Here is a 21,479-nt window from a genome sequence, read left to right on the forward strand (position 1 = left end):
GTGCATTGACCTAGGCTGGTCATTACAATGTCTTTGTTCACGGTCATGGTGTTCTTTTGACATGGGACAACGAAACCAGTCGCCGGGGGAGTCCTTGATTGCAATCAAGGGGAGGCATGTAGAGGCTCACCTACCATCCGCTTACGCCAACCGTACAAGCAGGTAACTCGATGGCTTCCCGTGAAATCTGGTCGCTGGCCGGTACGTTCAGTACCTGGGTCAAGGGCTTTGTCATTCTGCTGATCCTGAGCGTCTGCGCATCGTCGCTGCAGGCCAAAGAATATGCAGCCGAGCAGCAGCGCCTCGACAAGTTCTTCCCCGGTGCCAGTCTCTCGGCAGCCGAGGGCGACTATCAGGTCCGCACGATCACCAAGGGTGACGAGGTACTCGGCTACGCCTTTCAGTCCATCAATGTGGTGGACATTCCCGCCTATTCCGGCAAACCCATCAACATGCAGGTGCTGCTCGATCCGCAGGGTGTGATCGTCGATGCCTATGTGCTTGAGCACCATGAACCGATCCTGCTGATCGGCATTCCCGAAGAAGAGCTGCACGCGTTCAACGCCAAGTACCAGGGTATCCGGGTCGATCAGCGCGTCGTGGTCGGTCGCTCCCGGGACGAGAATGCGGTCACCATCGATGCCGTCACCGGTGCCACCGTCACGGTGATGGTGGTCAACGAGATCGTCATGCGCGCCGCCCACGATGTCGCGGTGTCGCTGGGGCTGGTGGAAGACAACGCCGGCATCGCGCAGAAGCCGGCGACCGTCCGCCAGGATTACTACGAAGAGGCCACCTGGAGCGAGCTGACCGGCAACGGCGCGATCCGCCGCCTGCACCTGACCAAGGGCGACATCGACGAGGCGTTCAAGGGCACCGAGGGCGAAGGCATCGACGAGGCCACGGCCGATGAGGTGCAGGACACCTTCATCGACCTCTACGCCACCCATCTGAATCCGCCGACCATCGGCCGCGCGCTGCTCGGCGACGCGCACTACCGCACCCTGATGGACGAGCTCAAGCCAGGCGAGCACGCCGTCGCGGTGATGGGCAGCGGCGAATACTCGTTCAAGGGCTCGGGCTATGTGCGCGGCGGCATCTTCGATCGGGTCCAGCTGCGCCAGTTCGGCAACGTCATCAGCTTCCGCGACATGGACTTCCAGCGCCTGGACGACGTGTATGCCGACGGCATTCCGGATTTCCGCGAGATGGCAGTGTTCATCGTCCGTGAGCACGCCGCGTTCGATCCGGGCTCGCCCTGGACACTGGAGCTGCTGGTGCGGCGCCAGACCGGCCCGATCAGCGGCATGTTCACCAGCTTCGAACTGCCGTATCAGATGCCCGAGCAGTACATCGAACGCCCACAGCCTACCGCCGAGGAACTGGCCGCCATCGAAGAAGCCAACCGCCCGGTGTGGGTCAACATCTGGTACCAGAAGTCGTTCCAGATCGGCGTGATCCTCGCGGCGCTGGGCCTGCTGACGGTCATCCTGTTCCTGCAGGACAAGTTCACCCAGCGGCCGGAGTTCCTGCACTGGCTGCGCCGTGGCTACCTGGTGTTCACCGTGGTGTTCATCGGCTGGTACGCCCTCGGTCAGCTGTCGGTAGTCAACGTGCTGACCTTCACCCATGCGCTGTTTCAGGACTTCCGCTGGGAGCTGTTCCTCTCCGATCCGGTGATCTTCATCATCTGGACCTTCACCGCCGCCAGCATTCTGCTCTGGGGCCGTGGCGTGTTCTGCGGCTGGCTGTGCCCGTTCGGTGCGCTGCAGGAGCTGATCAACGAGGCGGCACGCAAGCTGAAGGTTCCGCAGTACGAGCTGCCCTTCGCGGTGCACGAGCGGCTCTGGGCGATCAAGTACATCGTCCTGCTGGTGCTGTTCGGGCTCTCGCTCGAGTCGATGATGATGGCCGAGAAGGCCGCCGAGGTTGAGCCGTTCAAGACCGCCATCACCCTCAAGTTCGACCGCCAGTGGTGGTTCGTCGCCTACGCGGTGTTCCTGCTGGTCATCAACATCTTCACACGCAAGGTGTACTGCCGCTACGTCTGCCCGCTGGGTGCGGCGCTGTCGATCAGCAGCAAGGTCCGCCTGTTCGACTGGCTCAAGCGGCGCCCGGAATGCGGCAGCCCCTGCCAGCTGTGCGCCAAGGAATGCGAGATCCAGGCCATCCATCCGGATGGGCACATCAACCACAACGAGTGCCATTACTGCCTGGACTGCCAGATGACTTATCACAACGAAAACAAGTGCCCGCCGCTGATCCTGAAGAACAAGCGCGCCAAGCGCGGCAAGAAGGCACCGGCCGACCCGTCGCTGATTCCCGTAGTGCAAGTAGTGGAACCCTGAGTCATCGCCGCAGGCGAAGTACTCGATCGATGTGTTTGAAGCAGATGTCCCAAAGGAGCGAAACCCCATGAGTGACAAGAGCAAGAACAATCCCGAGGTGCTGGAGAAGGGCGGCATGAGCCGTCGTGGCTTCCTCGGCGCCAGCGCGGTTACCGGCGCAGCCGTTGCGGCCACCGCCTTCGGTGGCGCAGTGATGAGCCGCGAGTCCTGGGCCGCAGCGGTCAAGGAAGCGCGGCAGAACATCTACGTCGCGCCAGGCGAACTGGACGACTACTACGGCTTCTGGAGCGGCGGCCACCAGGGCGAAGTGCGCGTGATGGGCGTCCCGTCGATGCGCGAACTGATGCGCATCCCGGTGTTCAACGTCGACTCCGCCACCGGCTGGGGCCTGACCAACGAAAGCCGCGCGATCATGGGCGACAGCGCCAAGTTCCTCAACGGCGACTGCCACCACCCGCACATCTCCATGACCGACGGCAAGTACGACGGCAAGTACCTGTTCATCAACGACAAGGCCAACACCCGCGTCGCTCGTATCCGCCTGGATATCATGAAGTGCGACAAGATGATCACCGTGCCGAACTGCCAGGCCATCCACGGCCTGCGTCTGCAGAAGGTGCCGCACACCAAGTACGTGTTCGCCAACGCCGAATTCGTCATCCCGCACCCGAACGACGGCAAGGTCTTCGATCTGCAGGATGAAAACAGCTACACCATGTACAACGTCATCGACGCCGAAAAGATGGAGATGGCCTTCCAGATCATCGTCGACGGCAACCTCGACAACACCGACGCCGACTACACCGGCCGCTTCACCGCTGCCACCTGCTACAACTCGGAAAAGGCCTACGACCTCGGCGGCATGATGCGCAACGAGCGCGACTGGGTCGTGGTATTCGATATCGAGGCGGCGGAGAAGGCGGTCAAGGCCGGCAAGTTCATCACCCTTGGCGACTCCAAGGTGCCGGTGCTCGACGGCCGCAAGAAGGCCGAGAAGGACAGCCAGTTCACCCGCTATATCCCGGTGCCGAAGAACCCGCACGGCCTGAACACCTCGTCCGATGGCAAGTACTTCATCGCCAACGGCAAGCTCTCGCCGACCGTGTCGATGATCGAAATCGCCAAACTGCCTGACCTGTTCGCCGACAAACTGGCCGATCCGCGTGACACCATCGCCGCCGAAGTGGAACTGGGCCTCGGCCCGCTGCACACCACCTTCGACGGTCGCGGCAACGCCTACACCACCGTGTTTATCGACAGCCAAGTGGTCAAGTGGAACATGGCCGATGCGGTTCGCGCCTACAAGGGCGAGAAGGTCAACTACATCAAGCAGAAGCTCGACGTGCACTACCAGCCGGGCCATATCCATGCCTCGCTCTGCGAAACCAGCGAAGCCGATGGCAAGTGGCTGGTCGCGCTGTGCAAGTTCGGCAAGGACCGCTTCCTGCCGACCGGCCCGCTGCACCCGGAAAACGACCAGCTGATCGACATCTCTGGCGAGGAAATGAAGCTGGTACATGACGGCCCGACCTATGCCGAGCCGCACGACTGCATCATGGCCCGTCGCGACCAGATCAAGCCGAAGAAGCTCTGGGACCGCAACGATCCGTTCTTCGCGCCGACCGTGGAAAGGGCGAAGAAGGATGGCATCAACCTGGAAACCGACAACAAGGTCATCCGCGACGGCAACAAGGTGCGCGTCTACATGACGTCCATGGCGCCGGCGTTCGGCGTGCAGGAGTTCACCGTCAAGCAGGGCGACGAAGTCACCGTGACCATCACCAACATTGACCAGATCGAAGACGTGTCCCACGGCTTCGTCATGGTCAATCACGGTGCGAGCATGGAGATCAGCCCGCAGCAGACCTCTTCCATCACCTTTATCGCAGACAAGCCAGGGCTGCACTGGTACTACTGCAGCTGGTTCTGCCACGCGCTGCACATGGAAATGGTCGGCCGCATGATGGTCGAGCCGGCGTAAGCTGCTCCAGCCATCGCCCGTTTGCGGTCGGGCGATGGTGTCGTGATTTCGCGAAGGGCTTCGGCGTGCTGCCGCGGCCCTTCCGGCAGCCGCATTTCGCCTGCAAGCTGAAGAAGGTCAAAACGCAGTGTTCAAAGCTCAGGCTGGTTTTTTTTCGCGATACCCCGCAGCAGTCACGCTGTTGCTTTTTTTGAGTGGTGCGGCTCAGGCGGCACCGCAATCCATCACAACCCTGCCGCTGCAGTCCGACGGTGAAAATCGCTGGCGCCTGCCTGCCGGGGAATATCAGGGTCAGTTCAGCATCGCGCAATCAATGCAGCTGCGTTGCGAACCGGGTGCCGTCATTCGATCCCAGGGCCAGGGCAGCAGCCTGCTCATCAGTGCGCCCGACGTCGTCGTCGAAGGCTGCACGCTGCGCGACTGGGGCTCCGATCTCACCGCCATGGACTCGGCGGTGTTCGTCCTGCCGGCCGCGCCTCGGGCGCTGATTCGGAACAACCGCATGCAGGGGCCGGGCTTCGGCGTTTTCGTCGATGGCGCCGCCGACGTGCAGGTGATCGGCAACGATATCGTCGGCGAGGTGGACATTCGCTCGCAGGATCGCGGCAACGGCATCCACCTGTTTGCGGTAAAAGGCGCACGCATCGTCGGCAATCACGTGCGCAACTCGCGCGACGGCATCTACATCGATACCTCCAACGGCAATCATCTGGAGGCCAATGTCCTCGAGGATCTGCGTTACGGCGTGCACTACATGTTCGCCAACGACAACAGCGTGATCGACAACATCACCCGCCGTACCCGCACCGGTTACGCGTTGATGCAGAGCCGCAAGCTGATCGTCACGGGGAACCGCTCCGAGCAGGATCAGAACTACGGCATCCTGATGAACTACATCACCTATTCCACCATCACCGGCAACTTCGTCAGCGACGTGCAGCGTGGCGATACCGGTGGCGACAGCATGATCAGCGGTGGTGAGGGCAAGGCGCTGTTCATCTACAACTCGCTGTTCAACACCATCGAGAACAACCACTTCGAGAAGAGCTCGCTGGGTATCCACCTGACCGCCGGCTCGGAAGACAACCGCATTTCCGGCAACGCCTTCGTCGGCAACCAGCAGCAGGTCAAGTACGTGGCGACCCGTACTCAGGAATGGTCGGTAGACGGTCGTGGCAACTACTGGAGCGACTACCTGGGCTGGGACCGCAATGACGACGGGCTGGGCGATGTCGCCTACGAACCCAACGACAACGTCGATCGCCTGCTCTGGCTGTATCCGCAGGTGCGCCTGCTGATGAACAGCCCGAGCATCGAAGTGCTGCGCTGGGTGCAGCGAGCCTTCCCGGTGGTCAAGTCGCCGGGCGTACAGGACAGCCATCCGCTGATGAAGCTGCCCACTGAAAAACTCCTTACTGACAAGCAGGAACCAACGTCATGAACGCCGTCGAGATCCAGGGCGTAAGCCAGCGTTACGGCAGCATGACCGTGCTGCACGATCTGAACCTGAACCTCGGTGAAGGTGAGGTGCTGGGGCTGTTCGGCCATAACGGTGCGGGCAAGACCACCAGCATGAAGCTGATTCTCGGCCTGCTCGCGCCGAGCGAAGGCCAGGTGAAAGTCCTGGGCCGTGCGCCGAACGATCCGCAGGTGCGTCGCCAGCTTGGCTACCTGCCGGAGAACGTAACCTTCTATCCGCAGTTGAGCGGCCGCGAAACCCTCCGCCATTTCGCCCGCCTGAAGGGCGCCGCCCTGAGCCAGGTGGATGAGCTGCTCGAGCAGGTCGGCCTGGCCCATGCCGCCGATCGCCGGGTGAAAACCTATTCCAAGGGCATGCGCCAGCGTCTCGGCCTGGCCCAGGCGCTTCTTGGCGAACCGAAGCTGCTGCTGCTCGACGAGCCGACCGTGGGCCTCGACCCGATCGCCACCCAGGACCTCTACCTGCTGATCGACCGCCTGCGTCAGCGCGGCACCAGCATCATTCTCTGTTCCCACGTGCTGCCGGGCGTCGAGGCGCACATCAACCGCGCGGCGATCCTCGCCAAGGGCCGCCTGCAGGCCGTCGGTAGCCTGTCGCAACTGCGTGCCGAGGCCGGGCTGCCGGTGCGCATCCGTGCCAGTGGCGTCAGCGAGCGCGACAGCTGGTTGCAGCGTTGGACCGATGCCGGGCACAGCGCCCGTGGTCTCAGCGAATCGAGCCTGGAAGTGGTTGCGGTCAACGGCCACAAGCTGGTGCTGCTGCGCCAGCTGCTGGGCGAGAGCGAGCCGGAGGACATCGAGATCCACCAGCCGTCGCTGGAAGACCTCTATCGCTATTACATGGAGCGCGCCGGTGATGTGCGCGCCCAGGAGGGTCGCGTATGAACCAGGTCTGGAACATCGCCCGCAAGGAACTCAGCGACGGCCTGCGCAACCGCTGGCTGCTTGCCATCAGTCTGCTCTTCGCGGTGCTCGCGGTGGGTATCGCCTGGCTGGGCGCCGCGGCCTCCGGCCAGCTTGGCTTCACCTCGATTCCGGCGACCATAGCCAGCCTGGCCAGTCTGGCCACCTTTCTCATGCCGCTGATCGCGCTGCTGCTGGCCTATGACGCCATCGTCGGCGAGGACGAGGGCGGCACGCTGATGCTGCTGCTGACCTATCCGTTGGGGCGCGGGCAGATCCTGCTCGGCAAGTTCGTCGGTCACGGGCTGATCCTCGCCCTGGCGGTGCTGATCGGCTTCGGCTGCGCGGCGCTGGCCATCGCCGTGCTGGTCGAAGGCGTCGAGCTCGGCATGCTGTTCTGGGCGTTTGGCCGCTTCATGATCTCCTCGACGCTGCTCGGCTGGGTGTTCCTCGCCTTCGCCTACATGCTCAGCGGCAAGGTCAATGAGAAGTCCAGCGCCGCCGGGCTGGCGCTCGGGGTGTGGTTTCTCTTCGTGCTGGTGTTCGATCTGGTCCTGCTTGCGCTGCTGGTGCTCAGCGAAGGCAAGTTCAACCCGGACCTGCTGCCCTGGCTGCTGCTGCTAAACCCCACCGACATCTACCGCCTGATCAATCTGTCCGGCTTCGAAGGCAGCGGCAGTGCCATGGGTGTGCTGTCGCTGGGCGCCGATCTGCCGGTGCCGGCCTCGGTGCTCTGGCTGTGTCTGCTGGCCTGGATCGGCGTGTCGCTGCTGCTGGCGTACGGCATCTTTCGCCGGCGCCTGACCTGAATTCCATGAATCGAAAAGGAAATCCCTCTATGAACGCACTGCATCGCATTGGCGCCGGAACGCTCCTGGCCATGTTGCTCGCCTTCGGCCTGGCCGGCTGCGGCGAGAAGGAGGAGGTCCAGCAATCGCTCGAGCCAGTGGCCTTCCATGACTCCGACGAGTGTCACGTGTGCGGCATGATCATCAGCGACTTCCCCGGGCCCAAGGGCCAGGCGGTGGAGAAGGGCGGCGTGAAGAAGTTCTGTTCCACGGCCGAGATGCTCGGCTGGTGGCTACAGCCGGAGAACCGTCTGCTCGATGCCAGGCTGTATGTACACGATATGGGCCGTAGCGTTTGGGACAAGCCGGATGACAGTCACCTGATCGACGCAACCAGCGCCTACTATGTGATCGGTACGTCGCTCAAGGGCGCCATGGGTGCGTCGCTGGCGACCTTCGCCGAAGAGCAGGCCGCCATGCGCCTCGCCGAGGAACACGGTGGCCGGGTATTGCGTTTCGAACAGATCGATCAGGCGCTGCTGCAGGAAGCAGCGAGCATGCAGCACGGCGGCATGCACGAGCACATGCCCAGCGATACACACAACACACACCAGGGGCACTGAGGCGTACTCAGTGGCCGCAACCAGTCTTCCGACACATTCGAGGTAAGCACAATGATGGGTATCAGCGTCTGGCAACTTCTGATCATTCTTCTGATCGTCGTCATGCTGTTCGGCACCAAGCGCCTGCGCGGCCTGGGCTCCGACCTGGGCAGCGCGATCAGCGGCTTCCGCAAGTCGGTCAGTGATGGCGACAGCGTCACCCAGGCCGAGACGGTCAAGCAGGAAATCAAGTAAACAAAGCGCCCACTTCGCTCGGCCAGCCTCCCCTAACACGGCGCTTGCGCGCTGCCGGGGAGGCGCATGCCCGTCGCCGTTGAGAGCCGCCCAAGCGGCTCAATGCTCGATAATCGTGGCCGTTTCGCACCGCAACGGTGCGTCTGCAGGCGGTCTCCGGGCGCCGACCGTCACTTTCCCGCCGCCTCCGCGAAAATCTGATCGCAATCAAGTCTGTTGATGGCGCCTACCCTGTAGAAAGTAATCCTGGCTCCTGTAAACGGGAGCGATCATTCGTCCGGCGCGCGTTCGTTGTGCTGTCGGACATAGAAAGTCTGGAGGCCCTTCCGTGCAAGTTATCGATCGGCGAAAAGCCCTGAGTGTTCCGCCTATCTGGCGGCTCGCCTTTCGCCCCTTCTTTCTCGCCGGCAGCCTGTTCGCGCTGCTGGCGATTCCGCTCTGGGTCGCCGCGTGGACCGGGCTCTGGCCGGGCTTTCAGCCCACCGGTGGCTGGCTGGCCTGGCACCGTCACGAAATGCTGTTCGGTTTCGCCATGGCAATCGTCGCCGGCTTTCTGCTCACCGCGGTGCAGACCTGGACCGGCCAGACGGCGCCGTCCGGCAATCGCCTGATGGGGTTGGCGATGCTCTGGCTGGCCGCGCGCCTGGGCTGGCTGTTCGGCCTGCCGGCCGCTTGGCTGGCTCCGCTCGACCTGCTGTTCCTGCTGGCGCTGGTCTGGATGATGGCGCGGATGCTCTGGGCCGTACGGCAGAAGCGTAATTACCCGATCGTGGTGGTACTGACGCTGATGTTTGGTGCGGACGTGCTGATCCTGGTCGGCCTGCTGCAGGACAACGATGCGCTGCAGCGCCAGGGCGTGCTCGCCGGGCTGTGGCTGGTCGCGGCGCTGATGGCGCTGATCGGCGGCCGGGTGATTCCGTTCTTCACTCAGCGCGGCCTGGGCAAGGTCGAGGCGGTCAAGCCCTGGGTCTGGCTGGATGTCGCCCTGCTGGTGGGCACCGGGATCGTCGCGCTGCTGCACGCCTTCGGCGTCGCCCTGCAGCCGCATCCGCTGCTGGGCCTGCTGTTCGTCGCCATCGGCGTCGGCCATCTGCTGCGCCTGGCGCGCTGGTACGACCACGGTATCTGGAAGGTCGGCCTGCTCTGGTCGCTGCACCTGGCGATGCTCTGGCTGGTGGTCGCGGCATTCGGCCTGGCGCTCTGGCATTTCGGTCTGCTGGCGCAGTCCAGCCCTTCGCTGCATGCGCTGAGCGTCGGCTCCATGGGCGGATTGATCCTGGCGATGATTGCCCGCGTGACCCTCGGCCACACCGGCCGGCCGCTGCAGTTGCCGGCGGGCATCATTGGCGCCTTCGTGCTGTTCAATCTGGGCACGGCCGCGCGGGTATTCCTCTCCGTCATCTGGCCGGTCGGCGGTCTGTGGCTAGCGGCGGCCTGCTGGGCGGCGGCCTTCGCCCTGTATGTCTGGCGCTACGCGCCGATGCTGGTCGCACCGCGGGTCGACGGCCATCCGGGCTGAGCACCGAATCGTTTCACCGGGGCAGGTGCCCGTCGCGCCTGCCCGTCAATACCAAGCCTTAGAACCGCTGCCGCGAGGCGGCTTGTGACTCGGCGTGCGCCGAGCTCGGAGATGATGATGAAAAGCGAGTTTCAGGATCGTCTGGCTGTCGTCACCGGCGCCAGTTCCGGAATCGGTCTGGCGTTGTGCGCGGCCCTGCTGCAGCGCGGTGCCCGGGTGCTGGCGATGTCGCGCAGCATCGGCGGTCTCGAACCGCTGCTGGAAACCCACGCCGACCAGCTGCAGTGGCTGAGCGGCGATGTCACCTCGGCTGAAGATCTGGCCCAGCTGGCGCGCCGTGCCGCGCAGATGGGATCGGTGCACTACCTGGTGCCCAACGCCGGTATCGCCGAGCTGGCCGATGGCCTGGACATGGCCGCCTTCGATCGGCAGTGGGCGGTCAATGGCGCCGGTGCGCTGAACACCTTCGCTGCGTTGCGCACCGAGCTGGCCAAGCCGGCCTCGGTGGTCTTTGTCGGCACCTTCCTGATCCGCTCGACCTTCCCCGGGCTGGCGGCCTACATCGCCAGCAAGGCGGCGTTGGCGGCGCAGGCGCGCACGCTGGCGGTGGAGTTCGCGCCGCTGGATGTACGCATCAACATGGTTTCGCCCGGCCCGACCGCCACCGCCATCTGGGGCTCGCTGGGGCTCAACGACGATCAGCTCGAAGCGGTCGCCGAGGGCGTCACCAAGCGTCTGTTGCCGGGGCATTTTCTCGAGTCGGCGGCGGTGGCCAACGTCATCCTGTTCCAGCTGTCCCAGGGCGCGCGCGGCGTGTTCGGTCAGGACTGGGTGGTGGATAACGGTTACACCGTCAGCTGAGGTGTAGTGCATGTGGTTCAAGTGGAAGAACAGCGCGACGCGCCTGGAGCAGGAGCTGAATGCGCTGCAGGCCAGTCACGCCGAACAGGCGGCGCGCGTCGCCGCGTTGGAGCAGCAGCTGCAGGCGGCAGAGGCTGCCAGCCAGCAGCGCCAGCGACAGCTCGACTATTACCGGGGTGTGTCGGAAAGGCTGATTCGCTTCAGCACCTCCGTGGCCCATCTCGGCGAGTCGTTCGAGTTTCTCACCGGGCAGTTGGGCGATAACAAGGCCCGTGCCGGCGAGGTCGCCGCCGCGGCGCTGAGCAACCAGAAGCATTTCGGCGAGCTGCAGGGCAAGGCCGCCGAGATGGAGGACGGCCTCGGCCTGGCCTCGCGCAAGGTCGATACCCTTGCCGAGCGCTCGCAGGAGATCAACGGCATCGTCGATCTCATCAGCGGCATCGCCAGCCAGACCAATCTGCTGGCGCTGAATGCCGCGATCGAGGCGGCGCGTGCCGGCGAGGCCGGGCGTGGTTTCGCAGTTGTCGCCGGGGAGATTCGCAGCCTGGCGGAAAAGACCGCGCTGGCGACCGATGACATCGTGCGCAAGATTGGCGAAGTGCAGGCCGAAATCCGCAATGTGCATGATTACATCCAGCTGCAGGGCAGCCACGCCAAGGGCTTCAGTCGAACCACCGAGGTGGCGGTCGAGGCGATGCGTACGCTCTACCAGCTGGCCGGGGCGATGCGTGGCAGCAGCGCCGCGTCTTCCTTCCGTGCCGGCATCGAGCTGGCCAATCTCGACGAGCTGTCACTGAAGTTCGTGGTGTACAACCACCTGCTGAGCGACCAGGCACAGCCGATTCCACAGCTGCCGAGCGAGCGCGACTGTCGTTTCGGCCGCTGGTATTACGGCGAAGGCAACCGCGACATCCAGGCGCTGGACTGCTTCCGGCAGATCGAGCGGCCCCACACGGCGGTGCATGCCCAGGGGCAGGCGGCGCTGGATGCATTCGCTCAGGACGCCCTGGAAAGCGCGTTGCGCCACCTGGGCCAGATGGAGGAAGCCAACCTGGAGGTGATGCGTATCGTCACGGCCGTGGTCGATCAGTACGAGAAAGGGGCGAGTCGCGCGGCCTGATGGCACAGACGCCCGCGTTTTCGCTCGTGATGTCGTTGGTGCAAAAATATTGCGCTTATCGAGCAATACTATTCGTTAGATAACATTTAAAACGCCGCAGACAATGCGCACGCATTCCGTCTGCGCGGCAATCCACCGCGCTCGATATGAACCGATCCCAGGAGGAGCGGCGAGCGGATGCGGCGTGCCGGTCCGTCGACCATTGCCAGCGCTTGCGCTGGCAGATATCGATGTTCGTTCCCTGGCGCCCGCGTCGGCCGCCTGGCGAGCATGAGCGAACTGCACAACAGTCCCGAACCGATTGCCTACAACTACCACGTGGTGCGCCAGTTCACCCTGATGACGCTGGTCTGGGGTGTGCTCGGCATGGGCCTCGGCGTCTTCATCGCTGCTCAGCTGGTGTGGCCGCAGCTGAACTTCGACCTGCCCTGGACCAGCTTCGGCCGGCTGCGACCGATCCACACCAATCTGGTGATCTTCGCCTTCGGTGGCGGCGCGTTGTTCGCCTCGTCCTTCTACATCGTTCAGCGCACCAGTCATGCCCGGCTGATCTCCGATCGGCTGGCGGCGCTGGTTTTCTGGGGCTGGCAGGCAGCCTGCGTGGCAATGCCGATCAGCTACGCGCTGGGCTACACCACGTCCAAGGAATACGCCGAGATGGAGTGGCCGATCGCACTCTGGGTGACGCTGATCTGGGTGCTCTACGCCTATCTGTTCTTCGGCACCATCGCCCGCCGGCGCATCCGGCACATCTATGTCGGCAACTGGTTTTTCGGCGCCTTCATCATCGTCACCGGCATGGTGCACATCATCAACCACGCGCTGGTGCCGGTAGGGCCGCTCAAGTCCTACTCGCTGTATTCGGGCGCCACCGATGCGATGGTGCAGTGGTGGTACGGGCACAGCGTGGTGGGCTTCATTCTCTCGGTCGGCTTTCTCGGCATGATGTACTACTTCGTGCCCAAGCAGGCCGGGCGGCCGATCTACTCGTACCGCCTGTCCATCGTGCACTTCTGGGCGATCATCTCGATCTACATCTGGGCCGGCCCGCACCACCTGCACTACACCGCGCTGCCGGATTGGGCGCAGAGCCTCGGCATGGTGATGTCGATCATCCTGCTGGCGCCGAGCTGGGGCGGCATGATCAACGGCATGATGACCCTCTCCGGTGCCTGGCATAAGTTGCGCACTGATCCGATCCTGCGCTTTCTGGTGGTCTCCCTGGCGTTCTACGGCATGTCGACCTTCGAAGGCCCGATGATGGCGATCAAGACGGTCAACGCGCTGTCGCACTACACCGACTGGACCATCGGCCACGTACACGCCGGGGCGCTGGGCTGGGTGGCGATGATCTCCATCGGCTCGCTGTACCACCTGATTCCACGGCTGTGGGGGCGCGAGCAGATGCACAGCATCGGCCTGATCAACGCGCACTTCTGGCTGGCGACCATCGGCACCGTGCTCTACATCGCCTCGATGTGGGTCAACGGCATCACCCAGGGCTTGATGTGGCGCGCGGTCAACGAAGACGGCACGCTGACCTACTCCTTCATCGAGGCGCTGGAAGCCAGCCATCCCGGCTACATCGTGCGCATGGCCGGCGGCGGCATTTTCGCCTGCGGCATGCTGCTGATGGCATTGAACACCTGGCTGACCGTGCGCCGCAGCCGTGACGAGCGGGTCGCGCAGGCGTCGCCGCTGCTGGCCGGCTGAACGCCCAGGTAGCTACTCGCTCAAAACAGGTCCGCGGACGGACCGCTCCACCGCCCGCCGGGCGGCGTCTCTGATTTCGACCCAAGCAGGACCAATGCACGACTCTTTCTCTCTCTGGATTCGCTCGTTCCTCCCCGTCCCGTTGAATGCCTCGCCGAAAGAGTGGCTGCGCGCCGCCCTCGGTGTCGCCATCGTCATGCCGCTGGTGTTCTGCAGCGGCTATCTGCTGGTCGGCAGTTCGCTGACCCTGCAGATCATGGGGCCAGCCGGCGCCTCGGCGGTGCTGGTGTTCGTCGCCTCGTCCAGCCCGTTTGCCCAGCCATGGGCGGTTCTGGTTGGCAATCTGCTGGCGGCGCTGATCGGCATCAGTCTGGGCATGAGCGGCTTGCCCAGTATCGCCTCGCTGGCGCTGGCGGCTTGCCTGTCGCTGCTCTGTCTGTTCTATCTGCGCTGCCTGCATCCGCCGAGCATCGCGCTGGCGCTGGTGGCGGCGGTGGGCAGCCCGGAGCTGCATCAGCTGGGTTACGCGCTGGTCGGGCCAGTGCTGTTCTATTCGGCGCTCCTGGTGACGGTCGCGCTGGTCTACAACAACCTGACCGGGCATCCCTATCCGAAGCCGCGGCTGAGCCGCGAGAACAGTCATCACACCCGCGACCTGCCGCCGGGCGAGCGCATGAGCTTCACCCATGACGACGTTGACCGGGCGCTGCAGGAATTCGGCGAGTATGTCGACGTCACCCGTGACGACCTCGAACGACTGATCAAGCAGACCGAGAAGCACGCCCTGCGGCGCAGCATGGGCGAGATCACCGCGGCGCACGTGATGTCACGCGATCTGTACTGGCACACGCCGGATACCTTCATCGAGCAGGCCTGGCAGACCCTGCAGGTGCACCGGCTGCGCTCGCTGCCGGTGGTGCAGGGCGACGACCATCGGCTGGTCGGCATCGTCACCCAGGTGGACCTGCTCAAGCACTTCCACCCGCGGCCGGGGCGGCTCAGTTTCGGTCAGCTGAACTTCCTGCGCGGCACCAAGCTACGCGCGATCATGAGTTCGCCAGTAGTCTCGGTGACCGCCGATACGCACATGGTCGAACTGGTTTATCTACTCTCGGATCGCGGCCTGCACTGCCTGCCGGTGGTCGATGCGCAACAGCGCCTGGTCGGCATGATTACCCAGACGGATCTGATCGCCGCGCTGTACCGCAACTGGCTCAAGCAGCTGCCGGACTGAGCGGCCACGAGTCCGGCGCGACGCTCAGATATCGTAGTACCAGCGGGACCAGTCGTAATCGTCGAGGGCTACTTCGCGCAGCAGTTCGATGGCCTTGAGCAACGCGGGCGATTCGCTGGCGCGTGCATGCACCAGGTAGACCGGATAGCTGAACTCCGGCGCCTGCTCCACTCGCTTGAGAAGCCCTTCTTCCAGATAGCGCTGGACCACGCGGGTGCGAAAGTAGCCGCGGCCGCCGCATTGCACCAGATACTGCAAGGCCAGCGGCCCGAGGCTGAATGACAGCGCGGCGCGGGTGTATTCGGGCAGCGCCTGGTTATGCTGCTTGCGAAATGCCGGCCCCCAATCCACGTACAGATACGGCGTTGGATTCTGCGCCTGCACCACCTGGATCAGCTTTTCCTCCAGCAGCTGTTCGACCTGCAGACCGGGCAGGTACTCCGGCTGGTGTACCAGCGCGGCGTCGAGCACGCCGAGGTCGAGCTTCTTCTGCAGCTCTTCGCCGCTGCCCACTTCCAGTCGCACGGCGTGGCCCGGCAGCGCTTGCCGCAGCCGCTGGACCCAGGCCAGCATCAGCGGGTTGCACAGGCTCACCTCGGCGCCGAGCGTGAGCAGTTCGCCATAACCCCGTGGCAGCGGCAGGTCGCGCCGCGCGGCCTCCCAGGTCTGCACCAGCTGGCGGGCATAGGCGGCAAAGCGCTCGCCATCGGCCGTCAGCCGCGCCCCGGCGCGATTGCGCACGAACAGCCGGCAGCTCAGCTGGTTTTCCAGGTTCTGTATGCGCGCGGTGACGGCCGTCTGGGTGATGTGCAGGCGCTCGGCCGTGGCGATGAAGCTGCCGCTGCGAATGATCTCGAGAAAGGTGCGGGCGAGATCAATATCCATGGTCGACCTTAAATGCAGTGAACGTGACGGAACCGATGATTGTAGGGGGTTGTGACCGTCGTGGGGGCGCCCACCTTGAATCGGTGGGCGATCCGCTCACGATCAGTGCGAAGTGCCTTCGGCGAATTCGATCTTGTTGCCGACGTTGTACTTGCCGGAGGGCTTGTTCATCGGGATGCGTTTGACCTCCTCCAGCGTGTTGGCGTCGTAGACGAGGAGGGCGCCGTCGGTGTCCCAGACGCTGAGCAGGGCGTAGCGGCCGTCGTTGGTGAATTCGACGTGGGCGGCGTTCTTGCCCGGCATCGGGCGCAGGGTGTGGGCGACTTCCAGGGTCTGTTTGTCGATCAGGTGCACGGCGTCGTTGTTCGGGCCGAAGAATACGTCGGTCCAGGCGTAGGGCGAGTTGGCCTGGCTGCGCATGAAGAAGCCCGGGCCTTCGGTGGGAATCTCCTTGATCAGCTTCCAGGTTTGCAGATCGAGCACCGAGATCAGCCCCTTGCTGACGTTGGGCGTGGCGAACACCCACTTGCCGTCGCGTTTCCAATAGATGCCCGAGCCCAGGTGCGGCATGCCCGGCAGCGGGATGTCGGTGACCGCCTTACCGGTATCCAGGTCGATCACCTGGCCGCCGTGGGCCTTGCGCGAGGTGGCCAGCAGGTGGCGGTAGTCGGGGGTGAAGGAGAAGTCGTCGAGGAAGTCGGCGGCCTCGATGCGCCGCGGTTCGAAGGTCGGCTCGCCGGCGTAGGAGAGCTCCCAGGCCTCTTTCACGTCCTTCAGCGCGACCACGAAGCTGTCGCGCGGTGGTGCGGTGTACACGGCGCTGACCCGCGACGGCGTGCCATCCTGGCCGACCGCGGGGATGTGCTTGACCAGCGACAGGTCGCGCGCATCGAGCAGCACCAGATTGCCCGGCAGGTAGTTGCCCACCAGCACCCACCGGCCGTCGTTGCTCACCGCCAGGTTGCGCGTGTTCAGCCCGGCGCGGACCTCGGCGATCATGCTCAGGTTGTGCAAGTCGTAGACGCTGACCCAGCCGTCGCGGGAGGCAAAGTAGACGAAGCGGCCATCCGGCGAGAACTTCGGCCCGCCGTGCAGGGCGAAGTGCGACTGGAAGTTCGCCAATTCCTCGAAACGATCGCCGTCCAGCACGCGGACGTGGTGATTGCCGGCTTCCACCACGACGAACAGGTTGAGCGGGTCGGCGCCGTGCTGCGGGGTCGTTGGCAGCGTGGCGAGGTCCTTGAAAATGCGGTGGCTGGCGCGGATGTCGGCGTCGTTCCAAGTGGGCGGCACGGCAGAGGGCTGGTAGAGGTAGTCGACCAGGCCGGTGATCTGCGCTTCGTTAAGCACGTGGGAATAGGCGGCCATCTGGCTCGCCGGACGGCCGTCGCGAATCACCGCCTGGGCTTCGGCCGGCTTGATGCGGCTGAGGCTTTCCGGCAACAGCGCCGGGCCGGCGCCGCCGAGACGATTGACGCCGTGGCAGCTCTGACAGTGCTGTTCGTACAGCGCCTGACTGTCGGCTGGCTGGGTCGCCGCGGCAGCCCGCGGAATGGCCAGGTCGAGGGCAACGAAGGTGGCCGCCGGCAGCGCGGCGGCCAGCAGCAGGGCGGGTATCAGTTGCATAAGGCCTCCGTTTGCGGGGCTGGATCACCGTGCAGCCGCGCCGGGTGCTGGACCTGGCGCTCGGCGAACAGGCCGACCACCCGGCCGATGACGGTCAGGGTCGGCGGCGTGAGGTGCTGCTCGTCGGCCATGCTCGGCAGCTGGCGCAGCGTGCAGCGCACCACCTGCTGGTTCTCGCGGGTGCCGTTGCCGATCAGCGCGGCGGGGGTATCCACCGGCAGGCCGGCGGCGATCAGGTTGCGCGAGATCTCGCCGAGGCTGGCCAGGCCCATGTAGAACACCAGGGTCTGGCCGCCCTGTGCCAGTGCTTCCCACGGCAGGTGCAGTTCGCCGTTGCTCTGCAGGTGGCCGGTGATGAACTGGCAGGAATGCGCCAGGTCGCGATGGGTCAGCGGGATGCCGGCGTAGGCGCTGCAACCGGCCGCGGCGGTGATGCCTGGCACCACCTGGCAGTCGATGCCGCGCTGCAGAAGGAATTCGAGCTCCTCGGCGCCGCGACCGAAGATGAACGGGTCGCCGCCCTTGAGTCGTACCACGCGCTTGTTCTGCAGGGCCAGGTCGGCCAGCAGCTGGTTGATCTCCGGTTGCGGCAGGCTGTGGTAGCCGCTGGTCTTGCCGACGTAATGGCGACTGCAGGCGGTAGGCAGCAGGGCCATCAGGCCGTCGCTGACCAGGCGGTCGTAGACCACCGCGTCGGCCTGTTGCAGCAGGCTCCAGGCGCGCAAGGTGAGCAGCCCGGGATCGCCCGGACCGGCACCGACCAGAGCGACCTCGCCCGGGGCGAACGCCGCGCTCAGCGAGGCGGGAAGTGTGAGTGGCTGGTCCATGCGGTGCTCCTGAATTCTCATCGGGCTTACGGAGTGCGTTGCTGCGGCGCTTGGTCGGCCGCTTGATCGGTCAGATGGCGATGCTGGGAATGCGCTCGGCGGCGGGCAGGCCGATCTCCTCGTCGGAGAGGTAGCAGCCCGGGTCTTCGGCCCACAGATCGCCCTGCGCCCAGGCGCGGGTACGGGTGTTGCCGTTGCAGATCGCCAGCCAGCGGCAGTCGGCACAGCGACCGCCGACCGCGCGCGGATGCTGGCGCAGCTCCTGCAGCAGCGGCGCCGGCTCGTTCAGCCAGATGTCGCTGAAGCGCTGGCGGCGCACGTTGCCGACGGTGTGCTGCCACCAGTAGGTGTCCGGGTGCACGTCGCCGATGTTGTCGATGTTGGCGATGCCGCTGCCGGAGGCGTTGCCGCCCCATGCGCGCAGCATGCCTTCCAGGCGGTCGCGATGCTCAGGCAGGCGCTCCTCGACCCACTGCAGCAGCAGGACCGCGTCGGCGTCGTTGTTACCGCTGACGAAATCGGTCTCGCGGCCGTGCTGGACGTCGTCCCAGGCCTGCTCGAAGAGCTGACGCATGGCGTCGCGGGTCATCTGGTGATGGGCGTCGGCCTTGCTGCTGCGCTTGCCGCGGCCGCTGTAGTTGAGGTGCGAGAGGTAGAACTTCTGCACGTCGTGTTCGCGCATCAGCGCCAGCAGTGCCGGTAGCTGCGGGTAGTTGTTCTGCGTCAGGGTAGTGCGCAGGCCGACGCGGATGTCGCGCTGGCGGCACAGGTCGATGGCGTGCATGGACGCGGCGAAGCTGCCCTTGAGCTGGCGCCATTCGTCATGCACCGCCTCCAGGCCGTCGATGCTGATGCCCACGTAGTCGAACTGCGCCGCGGCGATACGCTCGATGTTGCTCTCGTCGATCAGCGTGCCGTTGGTGGACAGTGCAACGAAGAAACCCTTGTCACGGGCGTAGTCGGCCAGCTGGAAGATGTCGGCCCGCAGCAGCGGCTCTCCGCCGGAGAGGATCAGCACGCGCACACCGGCCTCGTGCAGATCGTCGATCACCTTCAGCGCCTCGGCGGTATCCAATTCGTCGCGGAACTCGCTGTCGGCGGAGGTCGCGTAACAGTGCTTGCAGGTCAGGTTGCAGCGCCTGAGCAGGTTCCAGATCACCACGGGTGGGCGCTTGCCGCTGGCGCTGCGGGCACCGAGCACCTTGGTGGCCGGTTGGGCCAGGGCGCGCAGGTAATGGCTGATTCTCAACATGGGGCGGCTCCGCTTCGGCAGCGTATCTCACCGGGCGCGCCGTCTCGGGCGCCCGTTCCTTGAGCAGCAGGATCAACGAGCGGGGTAGGGCTGGCCTTGATCGGAAACAATAAAAGTCGCGGGGCGTGGCTGACCGCATCGTCAGCTTCTTGCGGCGGTGTACCGTTGGTCAGAGCAGGGTCAGCAGCACGCCGAGCACCAGTACCAGCGGCCAGGCGAGCAGCAGCAGACGCCACGCCCGCGGAGCGTGGCGCAGCTCCATGAAACCGTCGGTGATCAGCCAGGCCTTGCCGAACGCCGTGAGCAGAACGGCACCAGCCAATGCCAGCGTGGCGCCGGCATTACCCAGCAGCACGGTGGAAACCGACAGCAGTGCCAGACCGAGCCAGCAGGCCACCAGAATCTTCGAAGCAGACATGACTTACCTCAGCACGTAGACCAGCGGGAACAGCAGCACCCAGACCATATCCACCATGTGCCAGTAGAGCACTCCGGACTCCAGGCCGCTGTGCTCGTCCGGCCCGTAGGCACCGCGGCGGCAGCGCATAGCCAGCCAGCCGAGGATCACCATGCCCAGCAGCACATGCAGGAAATGAAAGCCGGTCAGAATCCAGTACAGGGTGAAGAAGGTGTTGTGTTCCATGCCCAGGCCGAGCCCGGCCAGGTGGCTGTACTCGTTGAGCTTGAGCACCACGTAGACGCAGGACGAGCCCAGCGCGGCGAGCAGCAACAGCATCGCGCGCCCGGACCGGGCCTCGCGCACCTGTTCCACCGCCAGGGCGGCGAACAGGCCTGAGGTCAGCAGGCTCAGGGTCAGCGCCAGGCCGATGGAGCTGTCCAGCGCTGCGCGGCTCTCGCTGAACAGCTGCGGATTGAGCATCTGCGTGGCGGCGAACGCCAAGATCAGGATGGCGAAGACGGTCAGCTCGGCGAGGATGAAGAACCACATCGCCAAGTCACCCGGCAGGCGCCGGGACAGTTGGCTGGTGGCTTCAGGCGAAGTGGACATCGACCACATCCATCAGCGCGGCGACCGTTTGCGGATCATCCGACAGCGGCTCGGCGAGGCAGGCCAGGCAGGCCTGACGCGGCGTCATGCCGGAGCGAATCATCCGCGCGGTGAAGATCAGCAGGCGGGTCGAGGCAATTTCCTCCAGATCATGCTGCTCCAACCGGCGCAGCGCTTGGCCGAGCTTGACCACCTGGGCGGCGAGTTCGTCATCCACCTGCGCCTCGTTGGCGACGATGCGCACCTCCTCGGCGGCCGGCGGGTAATCGAAGCGCATCGCCACGAAGCGTTGGCGCGTACTTGGCTTCATGCCCTTGAGCAGGTTCTGGTAACCGGGGTTGTAGGACACCACCAGCATGAAGCCCGGCGGCGCCTTGAGCGCCTCGCCGGTGCGCTCGATGAACAGCTCGCGGCGGTCGTCGGCCAGCGGGTGCAGTACCACGGCGGTGTCCTGCCGCGCCTCGACCACTTCGTCCAGATAGCAGATGCCGCCTTCGCGTACCGCACGGGTCAGCGGGCCGTCCTGCCACCAGGTGCCCTGGGCGCCGATCAGGTGACGACCGACCAGGTCGGCGGCGGAGAGGTCGTCATGGCAGGCCACGGTGTACAGCGGCAGATTCAGCCGATGCGCCATGTGCTGCACGAAGCGGGTCTTGCCGCAGCCGGTCGGGCCCTTGATCAGCACCGGCATGCCGTGCTGCCAGGCCTGCTGGAACAGCTGCTCCTCGTTGCCCAGCGGTTGGTAGAAGGGCGCGTCAGGCGTGCCGGCGGCAGTCGGGATTTCAATCGCATTCACAGGCAAGTACCTCACGGCAGCAGTTGGTTATTTCCATCGCCAAGCTACCGGCCCCACCGACCCCTCTCAAGCCATCCGCCGGCAAAGCTTGATTGCGATCAAGTCCCGCACCTGATGCCGACCAATCGAAGCCGATTCCAGACGTTTCGGCCCATTGCGCCCGCGACAAGGCGTCACGCTCAGGGGGTGCCGAAGGCTCTCTTGATTGCCGTCAAGCGCTTCGCGAATCGGCCTCTCCTAGGATGCAATCGCACCAAACAAGTACCCGGGAACTGCCGCAC

Annotated in this window: 19 protein-coding genes; 12 read left to right on the forward strand and 7 right to left on the reverse strand. The window is 64.7% G+C overall.

All coding sequences use genetic code 11. From position 1 onward, the window contains the following. The first annotated feature begins 170 nt into the window (after positions 1–170). From nosR to LW136_RS03610, 12 genes are all read left to right on the forward strand, one after another. A complete protein-coding gene (nosR, locus tag LW136_RS03555; RefSeq protein ID WP_102832665.1) occupies positions 171–2,348 on the forward strand; it encodes a transcriptional regulator NosR in 2,178 nt (725 codons plus the stop codon). A gap of 67 nt (positions 2,349–2,415) precedes the next feature. Beyond that, complete coding sequence (gene nosZ / locus LW136_RS03560; RefSeq protein WP_046621477.1) at positions 2,416–4,329, forward strand: TAT-dependent nitrous-oxide reductase; 1,914 nt, start codon at positions 2,416–2,418, stop codon at positions 4,327–4,329. A 127-nt stretch (positions 4,330–4,456) separates the two neighbouring features. Then, entirely contained in the window at positions 4,457–5,770 is a 1,314-nt protein-coding gene (locus LW136_RS03565) for a nitrous oxide reductase family maturation protein NosD (RefSeq protein WP_234174679.1), read from the forward strand. Then, a complete protein-coding gene (locus LW136_RS03570; protein ID WP_041016031.1) occupies positions 5,767–6,693 on the forward strand; it encodes an ABC transporter ATP-binding protein in 927 nt (308 codons plus the stop codon). The genes LW136_RS03565 and LW136_RS03570 overlap by 4 nt, the downstream gene beginning before the upstream one ends. Then, a complete protein-coding gene (locus tag LW136_RS03575) occupies positions 6,690–7,520 on the forward strand; it encodes an ABC transporter permease (protein ID WP_234174680.1) in 831 nt (276 codons plus the stop codon). Before LW136_RS03570 ends, LW136_RS03575 begins: the two co-directional genes overlap by 4 nt. A 29-nt stretch (positions 7,521–7,549) precedes the next feature. Further along, positions 7,550–8,122 (forward strand): nitrous oxide reductase accessory protein NosL, encoded by a 573-nt coding sequence (locus tag LW136_RS03580; protein WP_234174681.1) that lies wholly within the window; start codon positions 7,550–7,552, stop codon positions 8,120–8,122. A 51-nt stretch (positions 8,123–8,173) separates the two neighbouring features. Then, positions 8,174–8,356 (forward strand): twin-arginine translocase TatA/TatE family subunit, encoded by a 183-nt coding sequence (gene tatA / locus LW136_RS03585; RefSeq protein WP_014819159.1) that lies wholly within the window; start codon positions 8,174–8,176, stop codon positions 8,354–8,356. Positions 8,357–8,684: 328 nt separating this feature from the next. Beyond that, positions 8,685–9,875 (forward strand): NnrS family protein, encoded by a 1,191-nt coding sequence (locus tag LW136_RS03590; protein WP_041016033.1) that lies wholly within the window; start codon positions 8,685–8,687, stop codon positions 9,873–9,875. Between the two features lie 117 nt (positions 9,876–9,992). Continuing rightward, positions 9,993–10,736: an SDR family NAD(P)-dependent oxidoreductase gene (locus tag LW136_RS03595; RefSeq protein WP_234175235.1), complete on the forward strand. Its 744-nt coding sequence runs from the start codon at positions 9,993–9,995 to the stop codon at positions 10,734–10,736. 10 nt (positions 10,737–10,746) lie between these two features. Beyond that, complete coding sequence (locus LW136_RS03600; protein ID WP_234174682.1) at positions 10,747–11,856, forward strand: methyl-accepting chemotaxis protein; 1,110 nt, start codon at positions 10,747–10,749, stop codon at positions 11,854–11,856. Between the two features lie 270 nt (positions 11,857–12,126). Continuing rightward, entirely contained in the window at positions 12,127–13,569 is a 1,443-nt protein-coding gene (gene ccoN, locus LW136_RS03605; RefSeq protein ID WP_234174683.1) for a cytochrome-c oxidase, cbb3-type subunit I, read from the forward strand. A gap of 94 nt (positions 13,570–13,663) precedes the next feature. Next, positions 13,664–14,803, forward strand: coding sequence for an HPP family protein (locus tag LW136_RS03610; RefSeq protein WP_230357686.1), 1,140 nt, complete (start codon positions 13,664–13,666; stop codon positions 14,801–14,803). Between the two features lie 24 nt (positions 14,804–14,827). Here the strand turns inward: LW136_RS03610 and LW136_RS03615 are convergent, their stop codons facing one another. The 7 genes from LW136_RS03615 to LW136_RS03645 all read right to left on the reverse strand — a co-directional run bounded on the left by LW136_RS03615 (position 14,828) and on the right by LW136_RS03645 (position 21,198). Further along, positions 14,828–15,688, reverse strand: a complete 861-nt coding sequence (locus LW136_RS03615) for a LysR family transcriptional regulator (RefSeq protein ID WP_013983988.1) — start codon at positions 15,686–15,688, stop codon at positions 14,828–14,830. A 102-nt stretch (positions 15,689–15,790) separates the two neighbouring features. Next, positions 15,791–17,314 (reverse strand): nitrite reductase, encoded by a 1,524-nt coding sequence (locus tag LW136_RS03620; protein WP_234174684.1) that lies wholly within the window; start codon positions 17,312–17,314, stop codon positions 15,791–15,793. After that, complete coding sequence (gene cobA, locus LW136_RS03625; protein WP_230357685.1) at positions 17,305–18,141, reverse strand: uroporphyrinogen-III C-methyltransferase; 837 nt, start codon at positions 18,139–18,141, stop codon at positions 17,305–17,307. Before cobA ends, LW136_RS03620 begins: the two co-directional genes overlap by 10 nt. A 70-nt stretch (positions 18,142–18,211) precedes the next feature. Continuing rightward, positions 18,212–19,393, reverse strand: a complete 1,182-nt coding sequence (nirJ, locus tag LW136_RS03630) for a heme d1 biosynthesis radical SAM protein NirJ (RefSeq protein ID WP_042923933.1) — start codon at positions 19,391–19,393, stop codon at positions 18,212–18,214. A 169-nt stretch (positions 19,394–19,562) separates the two neighbouring features. Next, positions 19,563–19,811 (reverse strand): cytochrome C oxidase subunit IV family protein, encoded by a 249-nt coding sequence (locus LW136_RS03635; protein WP_014819169.1) that lies wholly within the window; start codon positions 19,809–19,811, stop codon positions 19,563–19,565. A gap of 3 nt (positions 19,812–19,814) precedes the next feature. Beyond that, positions 19,815–20,402, reverse strand: coding sequence for a cytochrome c oxidase subunit 3 family protein (locus LW136_RS03640; RefSeq protein WP_102832659.1), 588 nt, complete (start codon positions 20,400–20,402; stop codon positions 19,815–19,817). After that, positions 20,386–21,198, reverse strand: a complete 813-nt coding sequence (locus LW136_RS03645; RefSeq protein WP_045665495.1) for a CbbQ/NirQ/NorQ/GpvN family protein — start codon at positions 21,196–21,198, stop codon at positions 20,386–20,388. Before LW136_RS03645 ends, LW136_RS03640 begins: the two co-directional genes overlap by 17 nt. Between the last annotated feature and the right edge of the window lie 281 nt (positions 21,199–21,479).

The sequence above is a fragment of the Stutzerimonas kunmingensis genome, from assembly GCF_021432085.1.
Classification (GTDB): domain Bacteria; phylum Pseudomonadota; class Gammaproteobacteria; order Pseudomonadales; family Pseudomonadaceae; genus Stutzerimonas.